The 25,465-nt window shown below is 67.2% G+C and carries 21 protein-coding genes and 1 pseudogene; 13 read left to right on the top strand and 9 right to left on the bottom strand.

The genetic code is table 11. The features are described 5' to 3' along the window. Window positions 1-47 precede the first annotated feature (47 nt). The 5 genes and pseudogenes from AC3A6P_RS20400 to AC3A6P_RS20380 all read left to right on the top strand — a co-directional run bounded on the left by AC3A6P_RS20400 (window position 48) and on the right by AC3A6P_RS20380 (window position 4,525). Window positions 48-512 carry a MerR family transcriptional regulator gene (locus AC3A6P_RS20400; RefSeq protein ID WP_487693535.1) on the top strand — a complete coding sequence of 155 codons (465 nt, stop codon included), beginning with the start codon at window positions 48-50 and terminating at the stop codon, window positions 510-512. Then, a complete protein-coding gene (locus tag AC3A6P_RS20395) occupies window positions 502-1,512 on the top strand; it encodes an SDR family oxidoreductase (protein ID WP_487693534.1) in 1,011 nt (336 codons plus the stop codon). The genes AC3A6P_RS20400 and AC3A6P_RS20395 overlap by 11 nt, the downstream gene beginning before the upstream one ends. A 13-nt stretch (window positions 1,513-1,525) precedes the next feature. Further along, window positions 1,526-1,913, top strand: a pseudogene (locus AC3A6P_RS20390) (hypothetical protein). Further along, window positions 1,897-3,306 carry a CYTH and CHAD domain-containing protein gene (locus AC3A6P_RS20385; protein ID WP_487693532.1) on the top strand — a complete coding sequence of 470 codons (1,410 nt, stop codon included), beginning with the start codon at window positions 1,897-1,899 and terminating at the stop codon, window positions 3,304-3,306. Before AC3A6P_RS20390 ends, AC3A6P_RS20385 begins: the two are co-directional and overlap by 17 nt. A gap of 37 nt (window positions 3,307-3,343) precedes the next feature. Further along, window positions 3,344-4,525: a zinc-dependent alcohol dehydrogenase gene (locus AC3A6P_RS20380; protein ID WP_487693531.1), complete on the top strand. Its 1,182-nt coding sequence runs from the start codon at window positions 3,344-3,346 to the stop codon at window positions 4,523-4,525. A 59-nt stretch (window positions 4,526-4,584) separates the two neighbouring features. Here the strand turns inward: AC3A6P_RS20380 and AC3A6P_RS20375 are convergent, their stop codons facing one another. The 5 genes from AC3A6P_RS20375 to AC3A6P_RS20355 form a co-directional block, all read right to left on the bottom strand. Next, window positions 4,585-5,658, bottom strand: a complete 1,074-nt coding sequence (locus tag AC3A6P_RS20375; protein ID WP_487693530.1) for a zinc-binding metallopeptidase family protein — start codon at window positions 5,656-5,658, stop codon at window positions 4,585-4,587. Beyond that, window positions 5,651-6,604, bottom strand: coding sequence for a transglutaminase family protein (locus AC3A6P_RS20370; RefSeq protein ID WP_487693529.1), 954 nt, complete (start codon window positions 6,602-6,604; stop codon window positions 5,651-5,653). The genes AC3A6P_RS20375 and AC3A6P_RS20370 overlap by 8 nt, the downstream gene beginning before the upstream one ends. Further along, window positions 6,601-9,273 carry a circularly permuted type 2 ATP-grasp protein gene (locus AC3A6P_RS20365; protein WP_487693527.1) on the bottom strand — a complete coding sequence of 891 codons (2,673 nt, stop codon included), beginning with the start codon at window positions 9,271-9,273 and terminating at the stop codon, window positions 6,601-6,603. Before AC3A6P_RS20365 ends, AC3A6P_RS20370 begins: the two co-directional genes overlap by 4 nt. Before the next feature lie 25 nt (window positions 9,274-9,298). After that, complete coding sequence (locus tag AC3A6P_RS20360; RefSeq protein ID WP_487693526.1) at window positions 9,299-12,631, bottom strand: transglutaminase family protein; 3,333 nt, start codon at window positions 12,629-12,631, stop codon at window positions 9,299-9,301. Between the two features lie 91 nt (window positions 12,632-12,722). After that, a complete protein-coding gene (locus tag AC3A6P_RS20355) occupies window positions 12,723-13,652 on the bottom strand; it encodes a DUF389 domain-containing protein (RefSeq protein WP_487693525.1) in 930 nt (309 codons plus the stop codon). Window positions 13,653-13,830: 178 nt separating this feature from the next. Between AC3A6P_RS20355 and AC3A6P_RS20350 the strand changes: the two genes are divergently transcribed. The 8 genes from AC3A6P_RS20350 to AC3A6P_RS20315 all read left to right on the top strand — a co-directional run bounded on the left by AC3A6P_RS20350 (window position 13,831) and on the right by AC3A6P_RS20315 (window position 21,978). Beyond that, window positions 13,831-14,649 (top strand): DeoR/GlpR family DNA-binding transcription regulator, encoded by an 819-nt coding sequence (locus AC3A6P_RS20350; protein ID WP_487693524.1) that lies wholly within the window; start codon window positions 13,831-13,833, stop codon window positions 14,647-14,649. Continuing rightward, window positions 14,646-16,145, top strand: coding sequence for an FGGY-family carbohydrate kinase (locus tag AC3A6P_RS20345; protein WP_487693523.1), 1,500 nt, complete (start codon window positions 14,646-14,648; stop codon window positions 16,143-16,145). The genes AC3A6P_RS20350 and AC3A6P_RS20345 overlap by 4 nt, the downstream gene beginning before the upstream one ends. A gap of 26 nt (window positions 16,146-16,171) precedes the next feature. Beyond that, a complete protein-coding gene (locus AC3A6P_RS20340; RefSeq protein ID WP_487693522.1) occupies window positions 16,172-17,506 on the top strand; it encodes an ABC transporter substrate-binding protein in 1,335 nt (444 codons plus the stop codon). A 62-nt stretch (window positions 17,507-17,568) separates the two neighbouring features. After that, complete coding sequence (locus tag AC3A6P_RS20335) at window positions 17,569-18,420, top strand: carbohydrate ABC transporter permease (RefSeq protein ID WP_487693708.1); 852 nt, start codon at window positions 17,569-17,571, stop codon at window positions 18,418-18,420. Continuing rightward, on the top strand, window positions 18,417-19,232 hold the full coding sequence (locus tag AC3A6P_RS20330) for a carbohydrate ABC transporter permease (RefSeq protein WP_487693521.1): 816 nt from the start codon (window positions 18,417-18,419) through the stop codon (window positions 19,230-19,232). Before AC3A6P_RS20335 ends, AC3A6P_RS20330 begins: the two co-directional genes overlap by 4 nt. Before the next feature lie 22 nt (window positions 19,233-19,254). Next, window positions 19,255-20,316: an ABC transporter ATP-binding protein gene (locus tag AC3A6P_RS20325; protein ID WP_487693520.1), complete on the top strand. Its 1,062-nt coding sequence runs from the start codon at window positions 19,255-19,257 to the stop codon at window positions 20,314-20,316. A 26-nt stretch (window positions 20,317-20,342) separates the two neighbouring features. After that, on the top strand, window positions 20,343-21,113 hold the full coding sequence (locus tag AC3A6P_RS20320) for an SDR family NAD(P)-dependent oxidoreductase (protein ID WP_487693518.1): 771 nt from the start codon (window positions 20,343-20,345) through the stop codon (window positions 21,111-21,113). Window positions 21,114-21,159: 46 nt separating this feature from the next. Then, a complete protein-coding gene (locus tag AC3A6P_RS20315) occupies window positions 21,160-21,978 on the top strand; it encodes a BtpA/SgcQ family protein (protein WP_487693516.1) in 819 nt (272 codons plus the stop codon). A gap of 127 nt (window positions 21,979-22,105) precedes the next feature. Here AC3A6P_RS20315 and AC3A6P_RS20310 read toward each other — a convergent pair whose 3' ends face one another. The 4 genes from AC3A6P_RS20310 to AC3A6P_RS20295 form a co-directional block, all read right to left on the bottom strand. Continuing rightward, window positions 22,106-23,482, bottom strand: a complete 1,377-nt coding sequence (locus tag AC3A6P_RS20310; RefSeq protein WP_487693515.1) for an HNH endonuclease signature motif containing protein — start codon at window positions 23,480-23,482, stop codon at window positions 22,106-22,108. Between the two features lie 202 nt (window positions 23,483-23,684). Continuing rightward, on the bottom strand, window positions 23,685-24,398 hold the full coding sequence (locus AC3A6P_RS20305; protein ID WP_487693514.1) for an Nramp family divalent metal transporter: 714 nt from the start codon (window positions 24,396-24,398) through the stop codon (window positions 23,685-23,687). Beyond that, on the bottom strand, window positions 24,301-25,137 hold the full coding sequence (locus AC3A6P_RS20300) for a hypothetical protein (RefSeq protein WP_487693513.1): 837 nt from the start codon (window positions 25,135-25,137) through the stop codon (window positions 24,301-24,303). Before AC3A6P_RS20300 ends, AC3A6P_RS20305 begins: the two co-directional genes overlap by 98 nt. A gap of 38 nt (window positions 25,138-25,175) precedes the next feature. Continuing rightward, window positions 25,176-25,465 (bottom strand): M24 family metallopeptidase (locus AC3A6P_RS20295; RefSeq protein ID WP_487693512.1); only part of this gene is annotated, 290 nt, incomplete at its 5' end.

Below are 25,465 nucleotides of genomic sequence, written 5' to 3'. Positions count from 1 at the left end.
GTGAGACCTCTTGACTTGAAGCGCTTCAACCTCGGCATAGTGACCCCATGGCCGCCACCACCGCACCGGATGCCGCTGACCTGACCATTGCGCAACTCTCCCGGCGCACCGGGCTGGCCGAATCGGCGCTGCGCTATTACGAACGGATCGGGCTCATCGACCCGGTGCCCCGGGACGAGAGCAGCGGCCACCGCCGGTATCCGGCCGATCTGGTGAACGCCGTCGAGGCCCTGGCCTGCCTGCGCGACACCGGAATGAGCGTCGCCGATATGCGGACCTACGTCCAGAACATGCGGACCGGCGCCGCCGCCACCGATCAGCACCGCTTGTTCAGTCGGCACGCACAACGGCTGCAGGACGAGATCAGCCGCCTGGTGCTGCGCCACCGCTACGTGGCGGCCAAGGCCGAGCTGTGGGGCGCCCGGGAACGCGCTGACCATGCGGCCGAGCAGGCCGTGATCCCGGAACTCATCGAACTCGCCGAGAGGATGTTGCACCCCGATGAAGCCTGACACCATCCTGGTGACCGGCGGGTCCGGTTTCCTTGCCGGGCACACCATCGCCGCCCTGCTCGACCGCGGTCACCCGGTACGCACCACCGCGCGGTCCGACCGAGGCGAACAGCAGATCCGTCAGTCCGTGCGCAGCGACCGGCTGGAGATCGCGCGCGCCGATCTCACCGGCGACGACGGTTGGGCCGAAGCAGCGGCCGGGTGCTCGTACGTCCTGCACGTCGCCTCCCCGTTCCCGCCGGCCCAACCCGAGAACGAGAACGACGTCATCACCCCCGCCGTCGAAGGCACCTTGCGGGTGCTGACCGCGGCCCACCACGCCGGGGTCCGTCGGGTGGTGCTCACCTCGTCGTTCGCGGCGATCGGCTACAGCCCGAAACCGGCCGGCGAACCATTCGACGAAACCGACTGGACCGACCCGGCAGGCCAGTCACCGTATGTGAAATCCAAGACGCTGGCCGAGCGGGCGGCCTGGGAGTACGCGGCCGCGCATCGCGGTGCACCTGAGCTCACGGTGATCAACCCCGTCGGGATCTTCGGCCCGGTAAGGGGCACCGATTACGCGAGCTCGGTCGCCATCGTGGCCAACCTGCTACGCGGTAGGCCGCCCTACCTCCCGCGCGCGTCGTTCGCGGTGGTCGACGTCCGCGACGTCGCCGACCTTCACATCACCGCGATGACGCACCCGGATGCCGCCGGACACCGTTTCCTGGCCGCAGCCGGGCAGCCCGTGTCGTTGCCGGAGATCGCGGCCATCCTGCGCCACCGGCTGGGCAGCGCCGCCGTGGATGTGCCGACGCGGCAGCTCCCGGACTGGCTGGCACGGCTGATCGCCACCAGGGTGCCGGCACTGCGCGAACTGACCGGACTGCTGGGCACCCCGAAGTCGATCAGCACCGCCAAGGCCGCGAAAATGCTTGGCTGGCAAGGCCGCAACCCCGCCGACACCATCGCTGACACCGGCCGCAGCCTGCTGGCCGGAACCGTGACCGAGGCCTGAACCGAACAGCGCCCTGACTGCCCTGGCCCTGCTGTGCAGCCTGAAGCCGAGCCCGGCGGAGTCCAGCAGTGAACTGATCGCCGACCACGTCTTCGCCACCCTGGCCGACCAGGGTGTCTCGACGGAGACGCTGCGCTGCGTCGATTTCGGCCGCCCCATGGCGGCGGGCAAGGTGACGATCGTCAGCGTGGTGGGCACCGAGGACGGCGCCGTACACCGTCCCGTCGCAAGGCTGCATGTACTGGAACGACCAGGCCATGGGCGGAGGCGACTACAAAGACCTCGACGAGGTGCCCGAGGCTGTTGCGTCCGCAACGGCGACCGCGGCCCGCAACGCCGCGCATCAGTGTTTGATCCCCCGCGAGGCCGGGGAATGCACGGTGCATGCTGAAATTGACTGAGCGGGAAACGAAGTGGGATGTCAGCCGGGAGTTCGTGCTGCCCGATCTCAGTGAAGTCGTCTCCGGTGGTCACGTGCAGCGCGACACATTCGACACGGTGAGCGCATACTTCGACACCGACGACGGCGCGCTACAGGCGCACAGCATCGTCCTGCTCCGCCGCGACGGCGACCTGGACAACGGCTGGCACCTGATGTTCGGCGACTCCGACCTGTTCTGGCCGTTATCGGACACTCCCCCGGCCGAGGCGGTGACGTTGCTCACCGGGGTCAGCGGTGGCCGCCAACTGCACAACATCGGCACCATCCACACTGTGCGGCACCGCCATCGCATCAACGAGTCCCGATCCGAGAAGGTGATCGCCGAGATCGCCGAGGACGAGGTGCGCGCGTCCAACAGCGATCGGTTGTTGGCGTGGAAGGAAATCGGCGTCGAACTGGGTCCCGCCGCAGACCGTCAGCCCAAGCAGCTGCGCCGGCTGCTGGAGAAGGCCGGCGCCACCCCGGCCCGGTATCCGACGAAGCTCGCCCACCTCACCGGTACCACCCGGGTGTCGAAGCCCGCCGGTACCGCAACAGCGGCGGTGACGGCCTACCTGAACGCTCAGATCGACGCCGTGATCGCCGGTGACATCGGATTGCGCCGGGGCGTGGACCCGATTCACGACACGCGGGTGGCGTTGCGCCGGCTGCGCAGCACACTGCGGGTGTTCGCCCCGCTGTTCACCCCCGAAGCTCTGGCACTGGAGGACGAGCTCAAGTGGTTTGCGGGGCTGCTCGGCGAGGTGCGCGACTGCCAGGTGCAGTACCGCCGGTTCACCGCCGCGGTGGACGAACTGCCCGACGAGCTGGTGCTCGGCCCGGTGCGGGCCCGCCTGCGCACCGATCTGGCGGCCATCGAACTGCCCGCGCGGGCCCAGGTGCGCGACCAGATGGACTCCTCGCGGTACCTGGCACTGCTGACAGCGCTGACCCAATGGCGCAGCGCGCCGCCGCTGCGGCCCGGCCTGACCAGCAAAGCGCTGCACCGGCGGGCCGACAAGGCGGCGCACAAGGCGGACCGCCGGCTGGCCGCGGCGCTGGCTGCCGACGCCGCCCAGCACGGCGAACTGCTGCACCGGGCCCGCAAGGCCGCCAAGCGGGCCCGCTATGCCGCCGAACTGCTCGAAGAACTCCCGGGCTCGAAGGTCAAGCCGAACATCAAGCGATACAAGCAAATTCAAAGCGTGCTGGGCGATCATCAGGACACCGTGGTGGCACGGGACATGCTGCGCCGGATCGGTGCGGCAGCCGGCAGCACCGAAAGCGAGAACGGTTTCACCTTCGGCATGCTGTTTGCCCGCGAGCAGGCCGTCGCCGACGATTGTTTCGCTGCAGTGCAACACCTCCGGTGAGGCGTTTTGGCGGCATCGCTCCGGGTAGACAGTGCCCATGAAAGCTGTCACCTGGCACGGTAAGCGGGATGTTCGCGTCGACTCGGTTCCTGACCCCAAGATAGAAAAGGGCACCGATGCCATCATCGAGATCACGTCCACCAACATCTGCGGATCGGATCTGCACTTGTATGAAGTGCTCGGGGCCTTCATGAAACCGGGCGACATCCTGGGCCATGAGCCGATGGGTGTCGTCACCGAGGTGGGGCCGGAGGTCACCGGGCTCAATGTCGGGGACCGGGTGGTCATCCCGTTCCAGATCTCGTGCGGCAGTTGCTTCATGTGCGACAAACAGCTGTACACACAGTGCGAGACCACCCAGGTTCGTGACCAGGGCATGGGTGCCGCGCTGTTCGGTTATTCCGAGCTCTACGGCGAGGTCCCTGGTGGTCAGGCCGAATACCTCCGGGTGCCCCAGGCGCAGTTCACCCACATCAAAGTGCCGGACGGGCCACCGGATTCACGGTTTGTGTACCTCTCCGATGTGCTTCCCACGGCATGGCAGGCGGTGGCGTACGCCGACGTGCCCGACGGCGGATCGGTGACGGTGCTCGGGGCAGGCCCGATCGGTGACATGGCCGCACGGATCGCCCAGCACCTCGGCTACGACGTGATCGCCGTGGACCTGGTGCCGGAACGGCTGGACCGCCTCGCCGCCCGTGGGATACGCACCATCAACTCGGCCAGCATCGACGGTTCCGTCGGCGATGCGATCCGCGGGCTCACCAACGGTCGCGGCACCGACTCGGTGATCGACGCGGTGGGGATGGAAGCACACGGCTCGCCGGTGGCCAAGGCCGCGCAGCAGTTGACCGCCCTGCTACCCGACGCACTCGCCAAACCGATGATGCAGAAAGCGGGGATCGATCGCCTCGATGCGCTCTACACGGCCATCGACGCGGTGCGCCGCGGCGGCACCATCTCACTCATCGGGGTGTACGGCGGCATGGCGGATCCGATGCCGATGTTGACCTTGTTCGACAAGCAGATCCAACTGCGGATGGGCCAAGCCAACGTGAAGAGGTGGGTGGACGACATCATGCCGTTGCTCACCGATGACGACCCGCTGGGTGTCGACACGTTCGCCAGCCATGTGCTGCCACTCGAGGAGGCACCCCATGCCTATGAGATTTTCCAGAAGAAGCAGGACGGCGCCATCAAGATGATGCTCAAGCCCTGACCGACACGACACTGTGCCCCAGTGCGGCCATCCGCACTGGGGCACAGTGTTTTCGGGAGCTAGCCGGCGCTGCCCGCGGCCGCCAGTTTGGCGGGGTCGGAGGTCACCTCGTCGATCACCGTGTGGACGAAGCGCATCTTCTCCAGGACCGTCGGCGGCAACACGAACGGGTACAGGTCGTCGCGCCCCATCGAGCGGTTCACCATGTTGAGCCCCCACGCCAGCGGCAACCACATGTCGATCAGGTTGTCGAAGCCGCTGGGGCCGAGCGCTTTCCGCTCGAAGGTGGCGCCCGCCGGGGCGAAGCTGAACGCCGCGGACGTGTCCATGGTGTCGCGGATGTGCAGGTAATGGGCAAAAGTCTCGGCCCAGTCCTCGGCCGGGTGCATGGTCGCGTACGAGGAGACGAAATTCTCCTCCCACCCCGACGGTGCGCCTTCGCTGTAGTGGCGGTCCAGCGCCGCCTGGTAGTCGGCCTCGGAATCCCCGAACAGCTCGTGTGCGCGGTCCTTGTACTGCGGTGAGGTGCCGATCAGCCGGTAGTAGTAGTAATGCCCGATCTCGTGCCGGAAGTGACCGAGCAGGGTGCGGTACGGCTCGTCCATCGAGATGCGCAACTGCTCGCGGTGCACATCGTCACCCTCAGCGAGATCGAGTGTGATGACCCCGTTTTCGTGCCCGGTGAACACCTTCTCGAATTCGCTGCTCAACAGGTCGAACGCCAGCCCGAAATCCGGGTCCTCGTCGCGTCCCACGATGGGCAGCTTGAGCTCGTGCAGTTCGGCGATGAGCCGGCGCTTGGCGCCTTCGGCCACCGCGAAAGCCGCCAGCGCTTTGGTGTCACCGTCGTTGGGCCGGGTGCGGGTCAGCTTGCACGACGCACACAGCTCGCCCTGCACGGTGCTCGCGGGGTTCAGCCGCACCAACCAGTTGCACTGCGCCACATGAAGATTCGCGCACAGTCGGTACTGCCGGGCGTCCACCGCCCCGCTCTGTTGCGCGTCCTCACCGGAAGCGATCACCAGCATCGCCATATCGTCGAGCGAGAATCCCACCGGACTGCCGCACGCCAGGCAGACCGAGTTCTCGAAGGTCAGGTGCTGTCCGCAATTGGGACACAGGAAGTCACGCATCGAGGACTCCCCCTGCCCATCCTTCTGAAGGCGCCACATCCACGGCCACGTCGATCACACTGCTTTCGGAGTCGGTGTAGATGATGCCCCGCAAGGGCGGGACATCCGCGTAGTCTCTACCCCAACCGACGACGATGTAACGCTCGTCGACCATCTGATCGTTCGTCGGGTCCAGCCCCAGCCAGTCCCCCGCCGGTGTCCACACGGCCGCCCAGGCGTGGGTGGCGTCGACGCCGACCATCCGCTCCTTGCCCGGTGGCGGGTCGGTGGCCAGATAACCGGAGACGTAGGTGGCGGCCAGACCGTTGGCGCGCAGACACGCGATGGCCAGCCGGGCGAAGTCCTGGCATACCCCTTCGCGGGCGTCGAGCACCTCCGCGACCTGCGTCGACACCGTGGTGGAGCCCGAGCGGTACGTGAAGTCGGCGAAGATGCGGGCGTTCAGGTCGGTGAGCACCTCGATCAGCGGCCGGCCCGGGGTGAAGCTCGGCGCGGCGTACTCCCGCACCGCGTCGGTGATCTCGGGAGGTCGCAGATCGAGGGTGAATTCGGTGGCCAGAGCACCGATGGGACCCGCGGGGCGGGCCGCCTCCCACGGCGCGGCCGCGGCACCGGAGGTGTACAGCGACGGCGGCGGGGCGTCGACCTCCACCACCGACCGCGCCGTCACCTCCAAGGTGCGGTGGCGAGCGGTCACATGGAAGTACGAGCTGATGTTGCCGTAGGCGTCCCGGCTCACCGAGCTGTCGGCGGCACCGGGCTCGATGTCGAGGGAGTACGACAGGCACCGCTGGCGTGCGGAGTCGCGCGGAGTCAGGAAACCCCGGCCGTAGGAGCTGGTCACCACATCGGAGTACCGGTACACGGTCTGGTGGGTCACCCGGTAGCCCCGGCTGGCCCCCGGACCGGCCGGGCGCGGCAACGGACCGTCGGGGAACACGCTCATGGCATCACCCGTCGCTCGTCGGGACCCCACAGCGGCTGCATCCCGCCGGGCAGCGACAACTGCGTCGCCGTGATGACGTTGGACAGCTCCCGCAACCCGCCGTGCACGCCGTCGAGCAGACCGGCGAGTTCGCTGCGCTGCCCGTCGGGGGTCACGTCCTCGAGCTCACCGGGGTCGAGGCGGCGCAACCGGGTGCTGATCTCGTCGACCAGCCGCTCGGCCCGCGAGGAGCTCGACGCCCCGGGCACCGCACGAAGATTCGTCCGGAGCCGCTCGAGTTGGTACGCCAACGACCGCGGGTTCTCCGCGTCGAACAACAGCAGTTCGGCCACCGCGGCCACACTCACCTTGCCGAGATTGCGGCGCCGGTAGATCACCGCGGACTCGCACGCGACCAGCGTGGCCTCGGTGATGGTCTGTTCGGCGTCGGGACTGCGCACTGTGGTCATGGTGCTGCGCAGCAACGCCGTCAGCAACATGGCGCGTTCGATCCGTTTGCCGATGTCCATCATCGTCCAGCCGACGTCGTGCACCATCGACTCGGCGGCCACCCCGGACAGTGCGAGCATGCCCGCCAGTGTCTTGGCATGCGCCGACGCCATCTCGGCGTCACCGCGCAGCCGCGAATCCGGCGGCGAATCCGAGGACTGCAACACCGCGCGGTCGACGGTGGCCAGGACCATCCAGGTGTCGTTGGACATCTGGTCGCGCACCGCGCGGGCGGCCAGGCCGAGCCGCTCGACGGACTGCGCCAGAGATCCCGGACGCCGGCGATCCGAGGTGAGCAGCCACATGGTGGTGGGAGCGACGGCGATCATCTCGGCGCGGTCACCGTCGCTGCCGGTGTCGGTTCCGGTGATGTGACCCAGCGCTGTCAGCAGCACCGGCACACACTCGCTGGCGTCGAGGTCCTGGCGGTGCCGGTATTCGTGGTAACGCTCCCGGGTGACGTTGAGCAGCCGCGCCATCTGTTCGGCCCGCTCGGCGTACCGTCCGGTCCAGAACAGGTCCGACAGCACACGCGGGGAACTGACCGCCCTGGTGCCCGCCGGGGTGACCGTGGACAGCCCGGGGGGCAGGGTCACCGTGCGTTCGGCCCCCACCCGCGCCGACGGCAGCACCCAGATATCTTTGGCCGCAACGCTGTTCAGCTTGAACGCGGAGTTTCCCGGCGCCAGCACGTAACCGAGGCCGCCGATCATCGGCGCATAGCCGCCGCGCTGGGACACCGCGAACAGCCGCATCCCCACCCCCGCGGCCGACAGGCCGCCGGGATAGTGGTCGGTGGGCGCCGACGAGAACTGCGGCAGCTCCTGGCCCACCCACTGCCACGGCGTGGCAGTGATCCTCTCGGCCAGCCGGGTCCGCTGGGCCGCCGACAGCGCCGGCCCGACGATCGGCGCGCCGCCGGTGGCCGGTTTGATCAGCAGGGAATCGAGATTGGCCAGCAGGTGGGAGCGTTCGGCGTCGATACCTCCCCAGTACAGCGGCGCGGTGGGCAACAGCGGGGTCTCGCCGACCAGCAGTCGGGACAACTCCGGCAGGAACCGCAGGATGCCCGGGCTCTCCAGGATGCCGCTGCCCAGACTGTTGACCACGGTCACCGCGCCACGACGCTGCGCTTCGACCAGGCCCACCACACCGAGGCGCGAATCGGCCCGCAGATCCAGTGGATCGGCATACTCGGCGTCCACACGGCGCAGCACCACGTCGACTCGTTTCAGGGTGCCCAGCGATCGCATCCACAGTTTGCCGTCACGCACCACCAGATCGGCGCTCTCCACCAGGGGAAAACCCAGCAGCGACGCCAGATACGCCTGATCGAAGGCCGTCTCGGAATGGATGCCGGGGCTGAGCACCACCACCACCGGGTCTTCGGCGGCCTCGGGTGCGGCTTCGATCAGCGACAGCCGCAGCGCCTGCGCGAACGGCGAGGTGGGGCGGGGCGCGGTGCGCTCGTACAGGTCGGGGATGGTGTGCGCGACGACCCTGCGATCGGCCAGCGCGTAGCCGGCGCCGGACGGGGCCTGGGTCCAGTCCGCGTTCACCGCGAAGCCGTCGGCGCCCGCGCGGCTGATGTCACATCCGTGCAGGAACAGCTGATGCCCACCGGGCGCCTCGATACCCCGGGCGGCCCGCAGATAGCCCGGATGGGCGAACAGCAGCTCCGGCGGGAACACCCCACTGGTGATCGACCGGCGTTCGCCGTACAGATCCACCAGCACGGCATCCAGTAGCCGGGAGCGCTGGACCAGACCCGTCTGCAGCACCTCCCAGTCCGACGAGGAGATCAGCAGTGGGATGGCGTCCAGGCGCCACGGGCCGGGTTCGGCGGTGCCGTTCTCGTCGACCGCCAGCGCCTCGCCTTCGGCGTCGAGCTGGATGTAGGTGATGCCGTCGTTGTCGACCAACCCGCGAACCTCGGTGCGCAGCCGGTCCAGCCCGACGCGTCCCCGTTCGCCCAGGATCTCGGCGACGTCCTTCCAGGTGTCACGCACGTTGCCCGCGGCGTCGACGAACTCGTCGTAGCCGGGTCTGGTCCTGCCACGGACCTCGAACAACGCCTGTTGAGCGCGGGCGTCGCGGTATCCGGCGAGCAGTCGGTCGGGGTCCTGCCCCCCGGTTTCCCGGCCACCGAGCGACCCGGAGGCGGGCAGCGGTGATGACAACTCTGTCCTTTCCCTGCCGGTCCGGTCATTGCAGCACGGTGCGCACCCGACGCAAGTCGAGAATGCCCGGCGCGCCCACATCGGTGGACTGTCGGGCCTGCTTCTCGCGGATGTCGGAGAGGTCGACCTTACCGGGGGTGAAGCCGGACGCCTCGAAACGCCTGCCGCGCCGCGATTCCGCTTCCACGGCGTTGACCGGCGGGGTGTCGTAGGAGCGGCCGCCCGGATGGGACACGTGGTAGGTGCAGCCGCCGCGCGACATCGCGGCGGCGACGTCCACCAGCTCGAACCGCAGCGGCCCGTCCACGGTGATGGTGGGGTGCAGCGCACTCGGTGGCTGCCAGGCGCGGTAGCGCACCCCACCCACCTGGATGTCGGGGTTGTCGGTGGCCAGCATCGGGATGGGGAAGCCGTTGCAGGTGACGATGTAGCGGTGCCGATCGGCGCCGATCAGGCGGACCTGCAGACGTTCCACCGACGAGTCGACGTAGCGGGCGGTGCCGCCGGCGGTGGACTCCTCCCCCAGCGTGTTCCACGGTTCGATGGCGCCGCGCAGTTCGATCTCCACCCCGTCGAACACCGCGGTCCCGATGCGGGGGAAGCGGAATTCGGTGAACGGGTCCAGCCAGCTGGTGTCGAAGTTGATGCCCTGGGCGCGCAGATCGGCGGCCACCGTGGCGATATCGTGAATAACGAAGTGCGGCAACAGGTATCGCCCGTGCAGGTTGGCCCCGTGGCGGATCAGCGGCGCGCGCAGCGGCTCATTCCAGAACCAGGACACCAGCGCGCGCACCAGCAGCGACTGCACCATCGCCATCTGATGGTGCGGCGGCATCTCGAACCCGCGCAGCTCCAGCAGGCCCAGCCGGCCACGGGCGCTGTCCGGGCTGTAGAGCTTGTCGATGCAGAACTCGGCGCGGTGGGTGTTGCCGGTGATATCGGTGAGAAGATGCCGCAGAGCCCGGTCGGTGACCCACGGCTGCGGGCCACCCTTCCCGGAACTGAGCCGCGCGATCTCGGCGAACGCGATCTCCAGCTCGTAGAGCGCCTCGGAGCGCCCTTCGTCCACCCGCGGCGCCTGCGAGGTGGTGCCGATGAACCGCCCGGAGAAGAGGTAGGACAGCGAGGGATGGCGCTGCCAGTAGGTCAGCAGCGACACCAACAGATCGGGCCGGCGCAGCAGGGGTGACTCCGCAGGGGTGATGCCGCCGAGCGTGATGTGGTTGCCGCCGCCGGTGCCGCTGTGGGTGCCGTCATTGTCGAACTGTTCGGTGGAGAGCCGGGCTTGTCGGGCCTCCGCGTAGAGCGTTTCGAGTTGGGCGCGTTGCTCGGCGAAGCTGCGGGTGGGCGCGACGTTGACCTCGATGACACCCGGGTCGGGCGTGATGCTCATCGACTCCAGGCGCGGATCCGACGGCGGACCGTACCCTTCGACGACGATCGGGCAGTCCAGTTCGGCGGCGGCGGCTTCCAGTCGCGCCACCAGGTCGACGAAATCGTCGAGCGCCTCGGTGGGCGGTAAAAACACGTAGAGCAGGCCGCCCCGGATTTCGGCCACCATGGCGGTGGTGGGGGCGTCGTCGGAGTCGTCCACCGAGGCGGAGACGTCCGCCGTCTCCGGTGCTGCGGCCCGGCCACCCAGCGATCCCCGTTCGATCAGCGGGTCCTGAGTGTGGGTGGGCCGCGGCGGCTTCCAGTTGATGGAGTTCAGCGGCAACCGCAGACCCGCCGGTGAATCGCCCTCCAGCAGCACGATCCGGCCGCGCCGCAGTCGCCAGTCGGCGCTGGCCCAGCCGAGGTCGTCGTCGCGGCGGTGCAACGGCAACACGTACGCGGCGGGTTCGGTCACCGACTCCTCGAGCCGGGCCAGCAGCCGGCTGCGGTTCTCGGCGTCGTCGGCTTCGAGATCGTCCTCGGGTGCCACCGGTTTTCCGAGCGGCTGGCGGACCGCGGCGGACAGCCGGCTCAGCGCATCCTCGAAGGCGGGCCGGACCTGGGTGGCGGGCAGGCCGAGGCCGTCGGCGATCGCACCCAACAGCTGAGCCCCGGCGTCGGGGGCGATGGACTGGGGGGCTCTCTCGGCATCCCACGGGTCGGCCAGCAACGCCTCGTCGTTCCACAGCGGGGTGCCGTCCTTACGCCAGAACAGGCCGATCTGCCAGCGCGGCAAGGGTTCTCCCGGATACCACTTGCCCTGGCTGCGCTGCACCAGCCCCTGGGGCGCCCAGACCTTCTTCAGCCGGGCGGCCAGCGCGGAGGCGCGTTCGCGTTTGTGCGGTCCGTCGGCAGCGGTGGTCCACTCCGGGTCGACCTGGTTGTCGATCGACACGAACGTCGGCTCGCCGCCCATGGTCAGGCGCACGTCCCCGTCGGTCAGCCGTTTGTCGACCCGGGCCCCCAGGTCGACGATCGAACTCCACGCCGCCTCGGTGTAGGGCAGCGTGACACGGGGGTCTTCGTGCACTCGGGTGACGGTGTTGGAGAAATCCAGCACCGTCTCGGCGGTTCCGGTGGCGCCGGTGATCGGCGCCGACGACGCCGGATGCGGGGTCGCCGACAGTGGGATGTGGCCCTCTCCGGCGAAGAGTCCCGACGTCGGATCGAGGCCGATCCAGCCGGCGCCGGGGATGTAGACCTCGGTCCAGGCGTGCAGGTCGGTGAAATCGGCTGCGGGACCGGACGGTCCGTCCAGCGCCTCCACATCGGAGGCCAGCTGCACCAGATAGCCGGAGACGAACCGGGCGGCCAGACCGAGCTGACGCAGGATCGACACCAGCAGCCACGCCGAGTCGCGGCAGGAGCCGATTCCGGTGCGCAGCGTGAAATCCGGGGTCTGCACGCCGGGTTCCATCCGGACGCTGTAACCGACATCGGCGTTGACGGCCCGGTTCAGCGCGACCAGGAAGTCGATGGTGCGGATGCCGGAGCCGACGTGGAAATTACGCACCCACTCGGTGACCAGATCTCCCGGGCCGGCACCTTCGTCCGCTTCGTCGACCGGACGCAGATACGGCTTGAGATCGTCGGCCAGACCCTTGGGGTAGGTGAAGGGGACGGTCTCGGCCCACTCCTCGATGAAGAAGTCGAACGGGTTGATGACCTTGAGGTCGGCGATCAGGCCGACGTTGATGGTGAGTTGCCGGGTGCGGGTGGGAAACACCAGCCGGGCCAGGAAATTACCGAACGCGTCCTGCTGCCAGTTGACGAAGTGGTCGGCCGGCTGGACCTCCAGCGAGTACGCCTCGATCGGGGTGCGGGAGTGAGGGGCCGGACGCAGCCGCACGACGTGCGGGTAGACCTCGACCAACCGGTCGAAGGTGTAGGTGGTGCGGTGCTCCAGCGCCACTTTGATTCCCATAGCGGTTGATCCCATCACAACCGGAACAGGCTCGCATTGCGCGAGGTCCGCGGGTCCGGACCGGCGCGACACGTAAACGGTGGCGAGGGGCTCAGCTGCGGCTCGAGTGCGGCAGCGGCATCGACCGCGGCCGCAAGACCAGCACCAGCACACCCGCCACCACGATGCCCACCAGGTTGACCACCAACTGCAACGCCGATTTGGCCGCCAGGTCCCAGTCACCGAGCGTGGCGGCCACCGCCGCGAAACCCGCCGCAGTGACGGTGTAGACCGAGATGAACACCCCCACCAGCCCGGCGGCCTTGGCAGAGACCAGCGACAGCATGCCCGCCGCACCGGCCAGCAGCGCCACCACGAACGACATCGGGCCCACCTGGAAGATGAAGTCGACCTCGTCGAGATTGTGCACGCTGTCCACCGTCAGCCAGCCGAACGCCTCGGCGCCCATGGTGGCCAGCGCGGTGATGCCCATCGCGACGGGAAATCCGACCAGCAGGGCAAGTGCCGCCCGCTTGGTCAGGTCGCGGCGGCGGCGCACCAGCGCCACCGACAATGCCGCCAACGGGCCGAACTCGGGGCCGAGCACCATGGCTCCCACCACGGTGACCGTGGAGTCGGTGACCACCCCGATGGCGGTGAGCAGGCAGGCCAGCGTCAGGAACAACACGAACGTGACGCTCAGCGACGACTCTTCGCGCGTGCGGGCGATCAGCTCGTCCCAGACCAGGGCGTCGGCGGGATCGCCCTCGGCGGCGTCCTCGGCCTTGTGCGCCTTGCTCGACAGCACCGTGTCGAGGACCTCCAGCGTGATCGCCCCGCGATGCTGGATGTCGAGCGCCTTGAGTTCTTTGATGACGTGGTTGGCGCACTCACGGGCGATGTCGGCGGTGATCTCGTCGCCGGCGGGCTCGATGGCCGCACCGGGATACAGCAACAAATTTGCGACTCCGACCTCGCGGCGCAGCACGTCGAGAACGGGCTCGCGCAGCTCCTCGGGTGCGATCACCCGTAAATGCAGCACCGCCGCAACTTAACCAAACGTCGTGGCCGAACGGCGCCGGACAGACCAAAAGTTCGCTAAATGTGGGCACTCCACACAAACGTGTTATAGATTCACACCAGAGCACCACGGAAGTAGCGGAATCCCTGATACTCGGAGACATTTCTGTGAATTTTCAACAGCAGGTCAGGCCCTGACCATGGATGTGAAAACTCGCCGGGACCGGATCGAACAGCGCGTCCGCGCGGCGCGGGAGGTCGGTTACGCCGACCTGGCTGCGGAGTTCGACGTCTCCGAGATGACGATCCGACGTGACGTCGAAGCGCTCGAGGCCCTCGGCGTGGTACGCCGCGTGGTGGGCGGGGCTATTGCGGTGCAGGGCAAGGACACTGAGCCGTCCTTCGCCACGAGGATGGCAGATGCCGCGCAGGAGAAGAACCACATCGCCGACCAGGTCGCCGACCTGATCGGCCCCAGCGAGACGCTGATCCTGGACTCCGGCAGCACCGCGCTGGCCGTCGCCCACTCGCTGAAAAATCGCGGTCTGGGACTGACGGTGGTGACCCCCAGCGTGCTGGCCGCGCTGGCCCTGATCGACGAGCCCGACACCACCGTCGTGCTCACCGGCGGCGAATTACGCGCCGGCGAACTGAGTTTGATCGGCCCCAGCGCCGAAGACACCCTGGCCAACTACAACTGCGACACCTATGTGATGGGGGTGGCCGGCATCGACGGTGACCGCGGGATCTCCGACTATCACCAGGCTGAGAGCCGGGTGAAACGTGCCGCCAGCAGCCGCGCCGACCGCGTGATCGTCGCCGCCGACAGGCGCAAGCTGGGCCGGGTCACCTTCGTCAGCATCGCCGCGCTCGCCGAGATCCACACCATCGTCACCGACGGACCGCCCGACCATCCCACCCTGGTCGCAGCACGCAGCGTCGGCGTCGAGGTCATCTGCGTTGCGGGACAGAACTACTCGATCGCCCGCGACGGCCAGTCCGAGACCGGAACACGATGACGAACCAAGCAGGGACGAGCCGCTACACCGTCGGGATCGACATCGGCACCACCGGCACCAAGACGGTGCTGTTGGACAGCCAGAGCGGCATCGTGGCGACCGCCACCCGCGAGACGGCGCTGCACTCCCCCTCGCCCGGTTTCGCCGAAGCCGACACCGGCCAGTGGTACGGCAATGTCATCGAGTCGATCCGGGAGGTGCTCACCACCAGCGGTGTGGCCCCGGATTCCGTCGGCGCGGTCGCGACCTCGGGCATGGTGCCTGCGGTGATCCCGGTGGACGGGACGGGAAAACCCCTGCGCCACGCCATCCTCCAGAACGACGCGCGGGCCCACCGCGAGGTCACCACCCTCGCCGAGGCGCTCGACGGCGTCGATCTGGTGACGTTGACCGGATCGGCGCTCACCCAGCAGTCGGTCGCCCCGACGGTGGTCTGGCTGCGCGAGCACGAACCCGACGTCTACGCCCGCGCCGTGCACTGGGTCGGTTCCTATGACTGGGTGCTGTCGGCGTTGGGCGCCCCGGTGCACGTCGAACAGAACTGGGCCCTGGAGTCGGGATTGTTCACCGTCGACGGCGACACCGCCGACGTCGTGCTCGACGCCGCGGGAATCGACCCCGCCACGCTGGCCCCGGTACACCGCCCAGGCACCCGAGTCGGTGAACTCAGCCGCGAGGCCGCCGAGCAGACCGGTCTGGTGGCGGGCACCGCACTGGTGGTCGGCGGCGCCGACCACGTGCTGTCGGCCTTCGCCGCCGGCGTCAACAACCCTGGTGACGCATTGGTGAAACTCGGTGGTGCAGGGGACATCCTGGTCGCCAGCGACACCAAGGTGGTCGATGAACGGCTGTATCTGGATGCCCACCCGGTACCCGGCCACTGGCTGCCCAACGGGTGCATGGCCACCAGCGGCAGCCTGATCCGGTGGTTCCAGAGCCTGATCGGCGGCACCTCTTTGACCGACCTCGACGACGAGGCCGCCAGCCGCGCCCCCGCCGAAGTGCTGTGCCTGCCCTACTTCCTGGGCGAGAAGAGCCCGATCCATGACCCCGATCTGCGCGGCGTCTTCGCCGGGATGCATCTGGGCCACACCCGGGCCGACCTGTACCGCTCGGTGCTGGAGGGCATCGCGTTCGGCTTCCGGCACCACGTGGATGTGTTCGGGGACATCGGGATTCCGTTCACACGCGTGATGATCACCAACGGCGGTTCGAAATCCAGGCTGTGGAAGCAGATCCACGCCGACGTCCTCGGTCACGAGATGATGCCGGTGTGGGGGCACCCCGGCGCCTCACTGGGCGCCGCGGTGATCGCCGCGATCGGCATCGGTGCCCTCGATGACTGGTCCGACGCCGCCCGGTTCATCACCCTCGAAGCTCCCTTCGTGCCGGACCCGGCCCGCCGCGACACCTATGACGCGGCGTATGCGACCTGGCGGGAACTGAGCACCGCCATGACCCCGATTTCCCACGCCATCGCGCGCACCACCCGTTGAGAACAACTGAAAGGAACTGTGCTCACATGAGATTCGCCCAAAATCCCACTCCGCGGCGGAAGTCGGAAGGCTTCCGCCGGAAGAAAACAGCCCTGATCGCCCTCGGAGCCGCCTTCGCGCTCACCCTGTCCGCCTGCGCCGGCTCGGGTGGACCCGAACAGGCCGAATCCACCGGATCCGGCGAGGTTTCCGCCGATGTCTCGGGCACCGTGCGCATCCTGATGGAGAATGTGCCCGACACCGACATCGTGCAGTCGATGGTGGCCGACTTCAACGCCGACTACCCCGACGTCGAGGTCAACATCGAGACGCTGACCTACGACCAGATGCGCGACAAGCTGGTGTCGTCGTTCCAGTCGTCGTCACCGACGTATGACCTGATCGTCGTGGACAACCCGTGGATGGTGGACTTCGCCAACGCGAACTTCCTGCAGCCGCTCGATTCCCGCATCGACAGCACACCGGACTACGACGCGGCAGATTTCTTCACACCGCTGACCGACATCACCGAAGTCGACGGCAGCCACTACGCCGTGCCGTTCTACAACTACGCGCTCGGATACCTGTACAACACCGACGATCTCGCGGCCGCCAATCAGCAGGTGCCGACCAATCTCGACGAGCTAGTCGCCGTCAGCAAGGCGCTCAAGACCCCCGAGCGCGCCGGTATCGCCATGCAGCCGCAGCGCGGTTACAAGATCTTCGAGGAGTGGGGCAACTGGCTGTTCGCGGCCGGCGGCTCGATCTACGACGCCGACGGCAAGGTCACGCTGAACACCCCGGAGGCCAAGCGGGCCCTCGAGGCGTACATCGACACCTACAACAACGCCGCGCCTGCCAACAGCCTGAACTGGAGCATGGACGAGGCCCAGCGTTCGGTGTCGGCCAACCAGTCGGCGTCGATGATCAACTACAACTGGCAGCTGCCCGCAATCAACGAGCCCGGCTCGGGTCCGGCGGCCGGTAAGGTCAAGCTGGCGCCCATCCCCGGCGGCAAGCAGGTGCTGGGATCGTGGAGCTGGGCCATCCCCACCAACTCGGCCACTCCGGACGCCGCATGGGCCTTCGTCTCGTGGATCACCAGCAAGCCCAACGATGTTGCGCGCACCGAGAAGGGCGGCGCGGCCATCCGGCAGAGCACCCTGAAGGACCCGGCCGTGTTGGAGGGCCGGTTCGGCGCCGAGTACTACCAGACCGTCGAGAAGTTGCTGGCCAACTCCGCGCCCCTGAGCCAGGGGCCCAGCGGTGAAGAGATGATCCAGGCCGTGGGCACCGAACTCAACGAAGCGGTGGCAGGCACCAAGAGCGTCGACGACGCGCTGGCCGCCGCGCAAGCCGAGGCCGAGCGGATCCAGGGCTGACCCACCCCCAGCCGGAAACCGACCACCCCACGAAAGGAGCGAAGACTACCGTGTTATCCCCCCTGAAGTTCCAACACGGCATGGTCGCACCCCTCGTCGCACTCTTCGTCGGGGTGGTCGGTTTCCCCCTCGGTTACGCGGCCTACTTGAGCGTCACCGACTACAAGCTCACCGACCGCGGCGCGCCCGCGCTGGTGGGCGCCGACAACTTCGTCGCGACCTTCGGTGACAGCGGGTTCTGGAATGCCTTCGGCACCACGGCGCTGTACGTGCTGGTGGCCGTCGGCCTCGAGCTCATCATCGGGCTGGCCATCGCGCTGGCCCTCCAAAAGCAGCGCTGGGCCCGCGATCTCACCCGGTCGATGTTGCTGGCGCCGATGTTCATCACCCCGATCGCGGTGGGCCTGACGTTCCGGTTCCTGCTCAACGACCAGCTGGGTGCCATCCCGGCGATGCTGCACGCGGTCGGCCTCGACTACGACTTCTTCGGGCCGGGGCGGGCGTTGTTCACCCTGGCGGTGATCGACGTGTGGCAGTGGACGCCGTTCATGGTGCTGCTGATTCTGGCTGGGCTGGAATCGATCCCGAAGGAACCCTTGGATGCGGCCCGGGTGGACGGGGCCAGCGGCCTCTACGTGCTGCGGCGGGTGACACTGCCGCTGCTGGCCCCGGTACTGGTGGTGGCGATCCTGCTGCGCAGCCTCGATGCGATGAAGGTGTTCGAGTACGTGTTCGCCACCACGCGCGGTGGCCCCGGTACCGAAACCGAGACGCTGCAGTACTTCATCTACCAGACCGGCATCCAGTTCTTCCGGCTGGGATCCGCCTCGTCCATGGCGTTCGTGGTGCTGATCCTGGTGCTGGCGGTCATCGTGTTCGCGTTCCGCCGGATGGAAAGGGCCAAAAGCCGATGACCCGCTCGAGCATGGTCACGGTGCTGCGGGTCGCGCTGCTGTGGGCAGCGGGTATCACGGTGCTGTTCCCCATCGTCTGGATCGCCCTGGCGAGTGTGAAAACGCCTGAGCAGCTCAATGATCCGTTCCTGTTCGCCTTCACCCCCGATTTCGCGAGCTGGCAGAACGTCCTGACCTCGGGCATTCTGGGCGCCGCCGGCCGCAGCGCACTGGTGGCGCTGGTGACCGTCGGCATCAGCGTCGTGGTGGGCAGCATGGGCGCCTACGCCATCGCCCGCTACCGGGCCGGCGGCACCCTGACCCGATTCGGCATGCTGGCCGCCCAGGTGCTGCCACCTGCGGTGCTGGTCTTCCCGTTCCTGACGATGGCGTATGCGCTGCGGCTCACCGACACCCTGGTTCCGGTGATCTTCGCGCACCTGAGTTTTGTTCTGCCCGTGGTGACCTGGTTCCTCATCGGCTTCTTCGAGGCCGTCCCCCGGTCGCTGGAGGAACAGGCCCAGGTCGACGGGTTCACCCGCTTCGCCGCGTTCCGGTTGGTGGTGCTGCCCCAGGTGCTGCCCGGCATCGGCGCCGCGGCGATCTTCGGTTTCACCCTGTCCTGGAACGACCTGTTCTACGGACTCATCCTGGCGCCGGGCAAGGCAGCGATCCTGCCGGTGGCCATCGCAGGCTTCAACACATTCCGCGGGGTGCAGATCGGCTCGATGAGCGCGGCGATCCTCATCGCGGTGGTACCCGTCGTCATCGCGAGCTTCTTCATCCAGCGCAAGCTGGTGCAGGGCATCAGCGGCGGCGCGGTCAAGTTCTAGACAGTGAGGAATTGCGCGCTCCATGGCAACCGTCAGATTCTCCGGCGTCACCAAGTCGTACGGACCCACCACCGTCGTCAGTGACCTGGACCTGGAACTGCCCGATGGCTCCTTCACCGTGCTGGTCGGTCCGTCCGGCTGCGGCAAGTCCACCTCGTTGAGGATGCTGGCCGGCCTGGAGACGGTGACCTCGGGCACCATCAGCATCGGCGACCGCGACGTCACGCACCTGCAACCGCGTGACCGCGACATCGCGATGGTGTTCCAGAATTACGCCCTGTACCCACACCTGAGCGTCGCCGAGAACATCGCTTTTCCGTTGCGGGCCACCAAGACACCACGACGCGAAGCGCTGGCACGCGCGGCCACCATCGCCGAGTCATTGGGGCTGGGCAAGCTGGTGGACCGCAAGCCCAAGGACCTCAGCGGCGGCCAGCAGCAGCGGGTGGCGATCGGTCGGGCCATCATCCGCGAACCCGCGGTGTTCCTGTTCGACGAACCGCTGTCGAACCTCGACGCCAAGCTACGGGTCGAGACCAGGACCGAGCTGCTGCAGATCCAGCGCCGCCTGGGCATCACGTCGGTCTACGTCACCCACGACCAGGAAGAGGCGATGACGCTCTCGGACCGGATGGTCGTGATGCGAGACGGCAAGATCGCCCAGCAGGGCGCCCCGCAGGAGGTGTACGCGCGGCCCGCGGATACCTTCGTCGCGACGTTCGTCGGCAGTCCCAAGATGAACCTGCTCGAGGGTGAAGTCACTGACGGGACATTCACGCTCCCAACGGGATTCACGTTGACCACCGAGACCCTCGGTACCCGCGGGGCCCTCACGCTCGGAATCCGGCCCGACGATCTGCTGCCCAGCCCGTCCGACGCCGACGATGCCGCCCGCGTGGTCCTGATCGAGGACCTCGGCCCCCGCGCGATCGTCACCATCGACGCCCGGGGTACCGAGTTGACCAGCGTGGTGGAGACCGCACGCCTCAGCGGCATCAGTGAGGGCGCCGCCGTCGACCTCGCAGCGCGCCCCGGCGCCACCCATCTCTTCGACACCCACACCGGCCAGCGTCTGGCCGGCTGACACAACAGATAGGAATCCAGCACCTGATGACCAACACAGTCGTAGTCACCGGCGCAGGCTCGGGCATCGGCCGTGCCATCGCGAACACACTGGCCCAACGGGATTGGCGGGTCATCGTCACCGATCTCGACGCTGACGCCGCCCGCGAGGTGGCGGCCGCGCTGCCCAACCCCGAGGCGGGCCACGAATCGGCCCAACTGGATGTCACCTCACCGGAGGCCGCGGCAGCGGTGGCCGCCGACGTGGCCGGCCGGTTCGGGCTGGACGCCTGGGTGAGCAACGCCGGAATCTCGTTCATGCACCGGTTCCTCGACGCGTCGGTGGAACGCTACGAGCAGACCATGGACGTCAACCTCAAGGGCGTCTTCGTCTGCGGTCAGGCCGCCGCCCGTGAGATGGTGCGCGCACGCACCGCCGGCGCCATCGTCAACACCGCTTCGATGGCGGGCAAGCAGGGCCGGGTGCCCTTCCTCGCCGACTACGTCGCGTCCAAGTTCGGCGTTGTCGGTCTCACCCAGGCCATGGCCTACGAACTCGGCGAGCACCGCATCACCGTCAACTGCGTGTGTCCCGGTTTTGTCGAAACGCCAATGCAGTCACGGGAATTGGAGTGGGAGGCCGAACTCCGCGGCACCACCCCCGACGGGGTCCGCACCATGATGATCGACGACACGCCGCTGGGCCGCCTCGAGCAACCCGAGGACGTGGCACGCGCCGTGGCCTTCCTGCTGTCCGAGGATGCCCGGTTCATCACCGGAGAAGCGCTCGCCGTCAACGGCGGCGCATACATGGACTGACTCCCGCAGCCCCCAGCCCAGTTTCAAAGTAGAGAAAGGCACTCAAGTGACCACCACCTGGCTCGACGAGGTATTCGGTGTCCGAAAACCCGTCATCGCCATGCTTCACCTCAGCGCGCTTCCGGGCGACCCGGGCTACGACAGCACGAACGGCATCGCCGCCGTCGTCAACCGGGCCCGCACCGAACTCGACGCACTGCAGAGTGGCGGGGTTGATGGCGTCATGATCTCCAACGAGTTCAGCCTGCCGTACCTGACCAAGACCGAGCCCATCACCGCGATCACCATGGCCCGGATCATCGGCGAACTGCTGCCCGACATCTCGGTGCCCTACGGCGTCAACGTGTTGTGGGACGGCCGCGCCTCGATCGACCTGGCCGTCGCCACCGGCGCGAAGTTCGTCCGGGAGATCTTCACCGGCGTCTACGCGAGTGACTTCGGGTTGTGGGACACCAACGTCGGTGAGGTGGCCCGCCACCGCGCCCGGGTCGGCGGATCCGATGTGAAGTTGCTGTTCAACATCGTCCCCGAGTCGGCCAAGTACCTGGCGGACCGTGACCTCGAATCCATCACCAGGACCACAGTTTTCGCCACCCTGCCCGACGCCATCTGCGTCTCCGGGGCCACCGCGGGCTCCCCCACCGATTTGGAGTCGCTCAAGGTGGTCAAGGCCGCGGCGGGCAAGGTGCCGGTGTTCGTCAACACCGGGGTGCGTGCCGAGAACGTGGCGCTGCAACTCGGCATCGCCGACGGCGCCGTCGTCGGTACCTACTTCAAAGAGGATGGTGTGTTCGAGAACCCCGCCCAGAAGTCGCGGGTCGAGGAACTGATGGGCGCCGCCAAGGAGTTCCGCGCCACGCTGTAATCAGCACCTTCAGTTGAGGCAGAACTCAGACAACGATTTCGGTGATTTCTGTTGCCTGAGTTCTGCATCAAACCGCATGCACGCCGAGATCTCTGGAGTCGGCGGCCGTCCTGACCGCCCGCTCGACTCACGGATCGTCGGGGGCGAGGATCCGGTCGGGGTGGTGATAGACGTTGATGCGGGTTTGCCCGCAGTCCAGTTCCGGGGGCGGAATCCATTCGGTGACACCGTCCTCAGGCCGGTTTCTGGTGGTCCAACCGGTGGTCTCCACCATCCGGTTGTCCGGCCCACACGCCAGGGTGAGGTCTTCGATATTGGTGTCGCCGCCGTCTTTCCAATCGCGGTTGGCGTGATGGACCTGGCAGCGGTACCCGCAAGCGGTGCATCCGGGCATGGTGCAGCCACCGTGTTGGGCCAACAGCATGATCCGCTGCCCCCGGGAAGCGGTCCGGCGGGCCCGACCCAGGTGCAACGGCACCCCCTTCCCGTCGAACAGGGCGAGGTAGTGGAAGGCGTGGGAGGCCATCCGGATCACGTCAGGCATCGGGATCAAGGTGCCGTCGGCGGTCAGGCCGTGCCCGACGCCTTTTTCCAGGTCGGTGAGGTTGGCTTTGACGATGATGGTGACGGGCAGCCCGTTGTGGTAGCCGAGGTCACCGGAGGCCAACAACGCCCGACCCATCGCCAGCAGCGCATCATGATTGCGTTGCCCTTGAGTGCGGGCATCGGTGCGGGCGCGCTCCGGATCCGGTTCCCCGTCGACCTGCGGGGCCTCATCGGCGGGGTTGCACATACCCGGGGCGGCCAGTTTGGCGTGCGCGGCGTGCAGGGTGGCCGCGCATTCCGGGGTGAGCCTGCCGTGCACCGGCACGTTACCGTCGGCGTCCTGCTTGCCGATGGTGAAGTACCGGCCGGCCTGGCGGTCGACATCGCTGTACTCACCGTCCTGGTTGAGGAGATACTTCAACCGGTCGGCCACCTCGGTGAAGCCGTCGACATCCAGGGTTGAGGCGTGGCGGGCCAGGTCGGCTTCGGCGGCTTCACGGGCGGAGAAGTCCACCGATGCCGGGAGTTTCTTGAAGAACGTTTTGACCTTCGCCACATGCTCCGGACCGATCAGGCCGTGGGCCTGGGCGGCGGCGATGTTCGGCAACGCCGGCTCCAACGGTTCCCCGGTCAGCGCGGTCCGCGGGCCCAAAAGTGAGGCCGACGTGAGGCGGCGGGCGGCCTCGGCGTCACTGATCCGCAACCGGGCCGCCAAGACCTTTTTGAAGCTGGTGGAGCCCAACTGTTTCGGCGTGCTTTCAGCGGTTAGGCGTTGGTACACCTTGTGATCCAGCGTCGGTTGCATCCAGGTGACGGTTTCGCGGCGCTGCTGCAGCGCCAACAACTCCAGCGGGGTGAACGCGTCGATCGACAACGAGTTCATCTGCGCGGTCAAGACTTCGATCTGCGCTTGGGCAGCCAGCATCGAATCCTTGTCGGCGATCGCTGAAGTACCCATGCCACGAAGCTAGACCCAGGGTCCGACAAAACAGCCCGCGGAGTGACACCTGATAGTCAAGGGAAACAGGAGTTTTGGTTGAAGTCGAGGCGGAACTCAGACCGGCGATGCCCGCGCCGATTTCTCTCGTCTGAGTTCTGACTCGAACCGCATGCACGCACCTTCAGCCGGCGGATCCACTGGGTCGTCGGCTGTCGGTATTTCAAAACACCAGCAAGGGTGCCCCGGTGAGCATCTCGGCCAGGAAGTTCACGAAGAAGAACCCGAAGAACGGGACACACAGCAACACCGCCCCGTTCGCAAAGATCGTCGGTCGTGCCGGTTGCGGTAGACGCCGGTTCAGGTAGACCACCAGGAGCGGGAAGATCAGCATTCCCAGGGTTGCCATGTTGCCCGAAATCTGCAGCAGGGTCGCCGGGACGGCCAGGTGGAGCATCACTGCCATCACCGCCGCGAAGCCGATCATGGAGATGAAGTAGAACCGGCGGGGGTCTTTCCGCACCCGGCTGCCCAGGCCCGACGCACTGCCATTGATGGCATCGACGAGCACCCGAACCAGACCTTCGAACACGTTGATCGAGGTCTTGACGAGCAGCAGGGCACCCAGGATCAGTATGAGCCAAAACAACATCCGGCCGTGCTGAGCGCCGAGAATGTCGGCAACGTAGGTCGGCATGGTGCCGGCGGTCGGCTGGTTGTCGGTACTGCGGGCCAGGTGTGATACCAGCACCGCGGGCAGCAGCATCCCCAACAGGGCTGCGGGGAAGAACACCACCCACATGTCGATCCGCAGCAACCGCATCCACCGTTTCCACTGCTCACGGTTGTACTCGGTGTCCGCGAACGTCACACCGATGGCGTGAATCTCTCGTTGTTCCCCGCGTCCACCGGCGATGAAGCCCACTCGATGACCCATGCCGTATCCCTTGTCGCGAGTGGCCCATGATGTACCAGTTGAGTCCCGATACCAAGGCGGTGTAGCCGACAAGTGCGCCGACCGCAGTGGCAGTGGTGCCGGACTGCGGCAACGTAGGTGTGACGAACGCGCTGAGCGCCTCTCGCCAGATGCCTGCGGGCACCAGCGCAAGGTCCAGAATGACCAGCCCCGCCAGTGAGGCGGTGACGATGACGACGTTGAGGCGTTCGAGTGCCGCGGAGACCTTTTTGGCGACCAGCACCAACACCATGGCAGCGGCCAGCACTGCCAGCGCGAGGAGGCGGGTGATCTGAATATCACCTGGAAGCGCAACATGTCCGAACAACAAGGGATACAGCGCCTGTCCGGCGACGGCAAAGGTGCCCCCGAAGATGTAGCTCAGATACAGGACACCGAGACTGATCGGTACCCAGAACAGGAAGCCCGGCGGTACCCGGCCGAATCCGACGATCGGGACTTCGCCGGTGGCAAGAACGTAACGGGCGATTTCGATGTTGTAGATGGTCTGCAGCAGGGCGGAAAGGAACACGGCGAAGAACACTCCGGTGAGCGGACCGTCTCCGATAGCGAGTGGGCCCAGGATCCATTCCCCACCACCGATGGATACTCCCAGCGCGATCAGGCTCGGGCCGATGGCGCAGGTGAGGATTTGCTTGCGGCCGAGCCGTGGGATGTCGACCAGCGGGGCGCGACGGCCCAAATGGAAGCTGTGTGTCATATTGTGCTTCATCAGTATTCGGTGACAGTGCGCGTTGGCTAGTACTCGTTGGCGACGAACAACTCCTGGGCCGGGAACTTCGTGAGGATCACCGGGCCGTCGTCGGTGACCACCACTTCCTCCTCGATCCGCGCGGCGGAGGTCCCATCAGAGGCCGGACAGTAGGTCTCCATCGCGAACACCATGCCCGCCTGCAACTCGATCGGATTCTCCAGCGAGTTCAGGCGCGAGATGATCGGCCGCTCATGCAAACCCAAACCCAACCCGTGGGCGAACTGCAGCCCGAACGCGGCCATCTCGTTCTCGAACCCGAAATCCTCGGCCTTGG

The sequence above is a fragment of the Mycobacterium sp. Soil_C_30 genome (assembly GCF_057656995.1).
The sequence above is the reverse complement of the archived record's forward strand: the minus strand, read 5'-3'. Positions and strand labels throughout refer to the sequence as shown.